Below are 7468 nucleotides of genomic sequence, written 5' to 3'. Positions count from 1 at the left end.
GAACACAAGAAAGACGTGGTGATCCTGCTCGACTCCATCACCCGTCTGGCTCGCGCCTACAACACCGTGATCCCGAGCTCCGGCAAGGTACTGACCGGTGGTGTCGATGCCCACGCCCTGGAGAAACCGAAACGTTTCTTCGGCGCCGCGCGGAACATCGAAGAAGGCGGCTCGCTGACCATTATCGCCACCGCGCTGGTTGAAACCGGCTCGAAGATGGACGAAGTGATCTACGAGGAATTCAAAGGCACGGGCAACATGGAACTGCCTCTGGATCGCCGCATCGCTGAAAAACGCGTTTTCCCGGCCATCAACATCAACCGTTCCGGCACCCGCCGCGAAGAGTTGCTGACGGCCGACGACGAGTTGCAGCGCATGTGGATCCTGCGCAAGCTGCTGCACCCGATGGACGAAATCGCTGCCATCGAGTTCCTGGTCGACAAGCTGAAAACGACCAAGACCAACGACGAGTTCTTCTTGTCGATGAAGCGTAAGTAAGACGGTTTTCAACCGCTAAAAATGGCGTCCTTCGGGGCGCCATTTTTTTTTGCAAAAAAAAGGGGAGGTTTGCGACTAGGGTTGGTCTGTACACAAACGAAATGGGCCGACGAGCCCAGAACTTTAATCTGACTGGCATTTTCTGTTTATGAGCACACTTGCTTATCGAAGGGATATCGACGGCTTGCGGGCAATCGCCGTGATCGCGGTAGTGTTGTTCCATTTTGGCGTTCCTGGCTTTACCGGCGGTTTTGTTGGTGTTGACGTCTTCTTCGTGATTTCCGGTTACCTGATCACTTCGATCATCTGGAACCAGCGTCAGGCCGGGCGTTTCAGCTTTGTCGATTTCTGGGCCCGGCGTGCCCGGCGGATCCTGCCGGCGCTGTTTGTGATGATTCTCGCGGTATTGGCGGTGGGCTGGTTCCTGCTGGCGCCCAAGGACTACGAAGAGCTGGGGCGCTCGGTGCGCTATCAGGTGATGTTCGTGTCCAACATCCTGTTCATGCGCCAGGATGGCTATTTTGATGTGGCTTCCGATCTGAAGCCGTTGTTGCACACGTGGTCGCTGGCGGTTGAAGAGCAGTTCTACATTGTCTTCCCGCTGTTGCTGACGGTGCTGTCGAGTCGCCTCAAGCACTGGCGGCTGGCATTGTTCGGCGTGTTGCTGGTGTCGTTTGGGCTCAGTGTCTGGGCCGTGGCGCACCATCCTGAAAAAGCCTTTTTCCTGTTGCCGATGCGCGCCTGGGAGCTGTTGGCCGGCGCGATGCTGGCGGTGGCGCCCAGAAGCCACTGGCGCCTGACCACGGCCGGGGCGCAAGCCGTCAGCCTGTTCGGCTTCGGGCTGATTTTGCTGGCGGTGTTTGCCTACGACAGAAGCACGCCATTCCCCGGTGCCGCGGCGCTGTTGCCGACCCTCGGTGTGATCGCGCTGATCTGGGCCAACGGACATCGGCAGACGCTGGTCGGTGGGTTGCTGGCCAGTCGTGTGTTGGTGGGCCTCGGGTTGATTTCCTATTCCTGGTACCTGTGGCATTGGCCAGTGTTTGTGTTCGCCAGCTATGCCAGCGTCGCCGAGTCGGGGCCGGTGGAGGTCGCGGGACTGATTTTGCTCACGCTGGTGCTCGGTTATCTGTCGTGGCGCTTCGTCGAGACCCCGTTCCGCGAGCGTCGGTTGTTGGCGGGACGTCGGCAGATTCTGATTGCGGCCGGTTGCGGTGTACTGGTGCTCGGCCTGGCCGGCCAGGCATTGCGCTGGACCGATGGCTTGCCCTCGCGCCTGTCTGATCAGGCGTTGCAGTACGCCAAAGGCAAGGAGTGGCGGCCGGAATTGATGCGCTGCCTGGCCGACGACAAAACCCCTGACGACAAGCTGTTCTGTCACTACGGAACGTCAGCGCCCACTGCGCCAAAAGCACTGGTCTGGGGCGACAGCCATGCCACGGCGCTGATCCCGGTCTTCGACGATGGCGCGCAGAAGCATGGTGTCAGCGTGATCCTCGCCAGTTCCCCGGGCTGCATTCCGGTTGAAGGGCTTGAGCACGATCAGCAATGCGCCCGGTTCAACCGTCGGATCGAGCAGGCATTGAAGCCGCAAGCGGTGGGGGATGTGGTGCTGGTCGCGCGCTGGAGCCTGTATTTGTATGGTGATGTGAAAGGCGATCTGGGCCATGCGCTGCGCGATTCCCATGGCCGATATGAGCGTCCCGCCGCCGAGCAGCGTTTGGCTGAAGGCTTGCAGGCGACCATCCGGCAACTGCGCAATGGCGGGCATCGCGTCTGGCTGGTCAAGGAAGCACCGCTGCAGCAGTTCAGCCCGCCGTATCGCCTGACGCGCCTGGCCATGTTGCATCGGCCGACGGATGACGTCGGCCTGGCAGTGACGGAGCACTTCAAGCGCCAAGCCTTCATCAGCCAATTGTTCGCGCAACTGGCAGCCAACAATTCAGGGGTATCGGTGGTGGATCCGGCGCCGTTGCTGTGTGATGACGCGGGTCTGTGCCGGGTCGAACTCAACGGTCACTCGCTGTATACCGACGACAATCACCTGTCGGAGATCGGCGCGCGCTTCGTGGCGCCGGTGCTTGAGCCACTGTTCATGCGCTTGCAGGCCCAAGCCACAGTCGGCAATGGCAACGTGAATGCGGCCAAGTAAGCAGCGATAAGCTGCCAGCGGCCGGCAGAGCAGGTAGGATGTACGCCTATTTTACGGGTGCCATCATCAATGAAATTCAAGGATCTTCGGGATTTCGTGCAGCAGCTTGAGCAGCGCGGAGAGTTGAAACGCATCCATGTCCCTGTCTCTCCAGTGCTGGAGATGACCGAAGTCTGTGATCGCACGCTGCGGGCCAAGGGCCCGGCGTTGCTGTTCGAGAACCCGACCGGCTACGACATTCCGGTCCTCGGCAACCTGTTCGGCACTCCCGAGCGGGTGGCCATGGGCATGGGTGCCGAGGCGGTCAGCGAGCTGCGGGAAATCGGCAAGTTGCTGGCGTTCCTCAAGGAGCCCGAGCCGCCGAAGGGCTTGAAGGATGCGTGGTCCAAGCTGCCAATCTTCCGCAAGATCATCGCCATGGCGCCGAAAGTCGTCAAAGACGCGGTGTGCCAGGAAGTGGTCATCGAAGGCGACGACGTCGACCTGGCGATGCTGCCGGTGCAGACCTGCTGGCCCGGCGACGTCGGCCCGCTGATCACCTGGGGCCTGACCGTCACCAAAGGCCCGAACAAGGATCGCCAGAACCTCGGCATCTACCGTCAGCAAGTGATTGGCCGCAACAAGGTCATCATGCGCTGGCTGAGCCACCGTGGCGGCGCGCTGGATTACCGCGAGTGGTGCGAGAAGCATCCTGGCCAGCCATTCCCGGTGTCCGTGGCGTTGGGCGCTGACCCGGCGACCATCCTCGGTGCCGTGACGCCGGTGCCGGACAGCCTCTCCGAATACGCCTTCGCCGGTCTGTTGCGCGGCAACCGCACCGAACTGGTGAAGTGCCGTGGCAATGACCTGCAAGTGCCGGCCACCGCCGAAATCATCCTCGAAGGCGTGATTCATCCGGGCGAAATGGCCGACGAAGGTCCGTACGGCGACCACACCGGTTATTACAACGAAGTCGACAGCTTCCCGGTGTTTACCGTCGAACGCATTACTCACCGGATCAAACCGATCTATCACAGCACCTACACCGGCCGTCCGCCGGATGAGCCGGCGATTCTCGGCGTGGCGCTGAACGAAGTGTTCGTGCCGATCCTGCAGAAGCAGTTCCCGGAGATCACCGACTTCTACCTGCCGCCTGAAGGTTGCTCGTACCGCATGGCCATCGTGACCATGAAGAAGTCGTATCCCGGCCATGCCAAGCGGGTAATGCTCGGTGTCTGGTCGTTTTTGCGACAGTTCATGTACACCAAGTTCGTTATCGTCACTGACGACGATATCAACGCGCGAGACTGGAACGACGTGGTCTGGGCCATCACCACGCGCATGGACCCCAAGCGCGATACGGTGATGATCGATAACACGCCGATCGACTACCTCGACTTCGCCTCGCCGGTGTCTGGCCTGGGGTCGAAGATGGGGCTCGATGCCACGCATAAATGGCCCGGCGAAACCACTCGCGAGTGGGGCCGGGTGATCGTCAAGGATGAAGCCGTGACCAAACGGATCGATGCCATCTGGAATCAGTTAGGAATAGATTGATGCGTGTAACCTTGCAGCCCTCCGGAGCGGTGCTTGAGATATTGCCCGGCGAGCGGATTCTCGATGGCGCGCGGCGGCTGGGCTATGAATGCCCGCAAAGCTGCCGCAACGGCAATTGCCATGTCTGCGCGGCGTTGCTGGTGGAAGGCCGGGTCGAACAGGCCGGCAATGTGCGTGACCACGGCGAGTTCTACACTTGCATAGCGGAGCCGCTGGAAGACTGCATTGTGCTGTGGGATGGCGTGCTCGCGCTGGGAGAACTGCCGGTGCGCAGCTTGTCGTGTCAGGTCATTGAATGCAGGGACGTTGGCGGGGACACCTTTCGGGTTCACCTGCGGGCACCGGCCGGCAAGCCACCGCGCTATCACGCCGGTCAGTATTTGATGATCGAGCGCGAGAACGGTGAGAAGTCCGCGTTCTCCCTGGCCTCGGCACCCCATGCCGGGCGCGACCTGGAAATCCACGTATTGGCGCGCGAAAGCAGTGCGCTGAGCCTGATCGACCAGTTGCAACGCAACGCCATGGTGCGCATCGAAATGCCCTTTGGCGATACGCATTTGGCCGAGCTGCCGGACGGGCCGTTGGTGCTGATCGCCGCCGGCACCGGCATGGGCCAGATTCACAGCCTGATCGAACATTGTCGCGCCACCGGTTTCAAGCATCCGGTGCATCTGTATTGGGGCGTGCGCCGTCCCGAAGACTTTTATGAAATCGAACATTGGGACGAATGGCTGAAGCTGCCCAATCTGTTCCTGCATAAAGTCGTCAGCGATCAATGCGGTTGGGAAGGGCGCTGCGGGATGCTGCATGAGGCGGTGTGCGAGGATTTTGCTGATTTGAAATCGCTGCATGTCTACGCCAGCGGCTCGCCGGCCATGGTCTACGGCACGCTGGATGCGTTGGTTGAGGCGGGGATGGATGCGCATCAGATGCGCGCTGACGTATTTGCTTACGCGCCGCGATCTTGATCCACGGTCTTAATCGTTATAACTCCCTATATAGCCGATCGGTATTTATAGATTTATATAAATGCCGGTAGGTTATATGCCATATAGGCAATTATTTAAGAACTGTGCCATGGCACTTAAATTGCCTTAAAACTTATGTGCCTTATTGTTACAGCGGTGCGTTCTATTAAGTAATTCTTTATCCGCGGGGAGCTGAACGCTATTCGCCATGAGCGCCATTGAATCTGCTTTTCTGAACCTGGCTTACCCTCCGCGGCTCGATCTGGGGCCGCAGCTTACGCACGAACAATTGCTTAGCTCGATGCAATCGACCATGGCGCGCCACAAGGGTGGGCCGGTCTGGTTGTTTGCTTACGGTTCGCTGATCTGGCGCCCGGAATGCCCGGCGGTGGAGCGAGTGCGCGGCCGAGTGCACGGTTACCATCGCGGTTTGTACCTGTGGTCCCACGAACATCGCGGCACGCCGGAAGTACCGGGCCTGGTGTTTGGCCTGGATCGCGGTGGTTCCTGCAGCGGCTTCGCCTATCGTTTGCCCGAAGAACAACTCGAAGCATCGCTCTATGCCTTGTGGCAGCGCGAAATGCCATTCCCGTCCTATCGCCCACACTGGCTCAACTGCCGTCTCGAAGACGGAAGCCAGGTTCAGGCGTTGGGATTCGTTTTGGAGCGGCACCTGCCCAGCTATGCCGGCAACTTGCCGGATCACGTGCTGAGCCAGGTATTCGAAAGCGCTTGCGGGCGTTACGGCACGACTCGCGATTATGTCGAGCAGACCGCCAACGCCCTGCGTAGCCACGCCATGCCAGACCGGAATCTGGAGGCGCGGCTCAAGCGCTGTAAATCAAAAGCCGATCAGGCGATTGCTTCTTCGCGGGTCTGACTGACGACTTGCTTGTGCCCCAGAGTGGGTGCAAGGAATGCCATCGCCAGCAAGCAAGCGGCCACCAGCAGGATGAAGCCGCCATCCCAGCCGAAATAGTCCACGGTGTAGCCCATCAGTGCACTGGCCGCGACTGAACCACCCAAGTAACCAAACAGACCGGTAAAACCAGCGGCGGTGCCGGCGGCCTTCTTCGGTACCAGTTCCAGCGCTTGCAAGCCCACCAGCATCACCGGGCCGTAGATCAGGAAGCCGATCGCGAACAGCGAGATCATGTCGATCATCGGGTTACCTGGCGGATTCAGCCAATACACGATCGTTGCAACGGTCACCAACGCCATGAACACCATGCCGGTCAGGCCACGGTTGCCACGGAAGACCTTGTCCGACATCCAGCCGCACAGCAGCGTGCCGGGAATGCCTGCCCACTCGTACAGGAAGTAAGCCCACGAGGTCTTGTCGAAGTCGAAGTGCTTGACCTCCTTGAGGTAGGTCGGTGCCCAGTCCAGGATGCCGTAGCGCAGCAAGTAGACGAAGACGTTGGCCAGGGCGATGAACCAGAGCATTTTGTTGCGCAGCACGTATTTGACGAAGATGTCCTTGGCGCTGAATTCTTCTTCGTGGCTGGCGTCGTAGCCTTCCGGGTAATCGTTCTTGTACTTCTCGATCGGCGGCAGGCCAGTCGATTGCGGGGTGTCGCGCATCACAATGAAGGCAAACACGGCGACCAGCAGCGCAACGGCGGCCGGTACATAGAACTTGCTGTGCCAGTCGTTGAACCAGCCCATGCCGAGAATCGCCAACGGGCCGATCAAGCCGCCGCCAACGTTATGCGCGGTGTTCCAGACCGACACCACGCCACCGCGTTCTTTCTGCGACCACCAGTGCACCATGGTCCGCCCGCTCGGTGGCCAGCCCATGCCTTGCGCCCAGCCGTTGATGAACAACAGGATGAACATCATGGTTACGCTGGACGTCGCCCACGGTGCGAAACCGAAAACGAACATCACCCCGGCAGACACCACGAGGCCAAAGGGCAGGAAGTAACGCGGGTTGGAACGGTCGGACACGATGCCCATCAGGAACTTGGACAGACCGTAGGCAATCGCAATTGCCGACATCGCCACACCCAGTTGACCCTTTGTATAGCCTTGGGCAATCAGGTCGGGGAACGCCAGGGTGAAGTTCTTGCGCAGCAGGTAGTAACCCGCGTAGCCAATGAAAATCCCGGCGAAGATCTGCCAGCGAAGGCGTCGGTAGGTGCTGTCTATTTTTTCTTCAGGCAGGGGAGCCTGATGTGCGGCAGGTCGAAAGAAAGCAAACATTCAAGAGCTCCAAATTTCTTGTTTTGACTGCGGATGCGAATGTTACAGTTTCGTTACCGAAAATAGCACCGGTTCGCATTGGCAAAACAGCGGAAATGTTGGAGATCGT

The 7468-nt window shown here is 59.6% G+C and carries 5 protein-coding genes and 1 pseudogene; 5 read left to right on the top strand and 1 reads right to left on the bottom strand.

Going from position 1 to position 7468, the window contains the following annotated elements:
- The 5 genes and pseudogenes from rho to ACIQY3_RS30850 all read left to right on the top strand — a co-directional run.
- A pseudogene (gene rho / locus ACIQY3_RS30870) lies at positions 1–498 on the top strand (transcription termination factor Rho); the annotation flags it as partial.
- A gap of 148 nt (positions 499–646) precedes the next feature.
- Positions 647–2650, top strand: a complete 2004-nt coding sequence (locus tag ACIQY3_RS30865) for an acyltransferase family protein (protein WP_403027546.1) — start codon at positions 647–649, stop codon at positions 2648–2650.
- Positions 2651–2719: 69 nt separating this feature from the next.
- The gene (ubiD, locus tag ACIQY3_RS30860; protein WP_054044650.1) at positions 2720–4186 is read left to right on the top strand and encodes a 4-hydroxy-3-polyprenylbenzoate decarboxylase; all 1467 of its coding nucleotides are present in this window, start codon (positions 2720–2722) and stop codon (positions 4184–4186) included.
- Positions 4186–5154 carry a CDP-6-deoxy-delta-3,4-glucoseen reductase gene (locus ACIQY3_RS30855; protein WP_054044648.1) on the top strand — a complete coding sequence of 323 codons (969 nt, stop codon included), beginning with the start codon at positions 4186–4188 and terminating at the stop codon, positions 5152–5154. Before ubiD ends, ACIQY3_RS30855 begins: the two co-directional genes overlap by 1 nt.
- 208 nt (positions 5155–5362) lie before the next feature.
- Positions 5363–6034, top strand: a complete 672-nt coding sequence (locus tag ACIQY3_RS30850; RefSeq protein ID WP_213937904.1) for a gamma-glutamylcyclotransferase — start codon at positions 5363–5365, stop codon at positions 6032–6034.
- Here the strand turns inward: ACIQY3_RS30850 and glpT are convergent.
- Entirely contained in the window at positions 6007–7359 is a 1353-nt protein-coding gene (glpT, locus tag ACIQY3_RS30845; RefSeq protein WP_403027541.1) for a glycerol-3-phosphate transporter, read from the bottom strand. The genes ACIQY3_RS30850 and glpT overlap by 28 nt on opposite strands.
- Between the last annotated feature and the right edge of the window lie 109 nt (positions 7360–7468).

Source organism: Pseudomonas sp. NPDC096950 (genome assembly GCF_044762525.1).
GTDB lineage: Bacteria > Pseudomonadota > Gammaproteobacteria > Pseudomonadales > Pseudomonadaceae > Aquipseudomonas.
The sequence above is the reverse complement of the archived record's forward strand: the minus strand, read 5'-3'. Positions and strand labels throughout refer to the sequence as shown.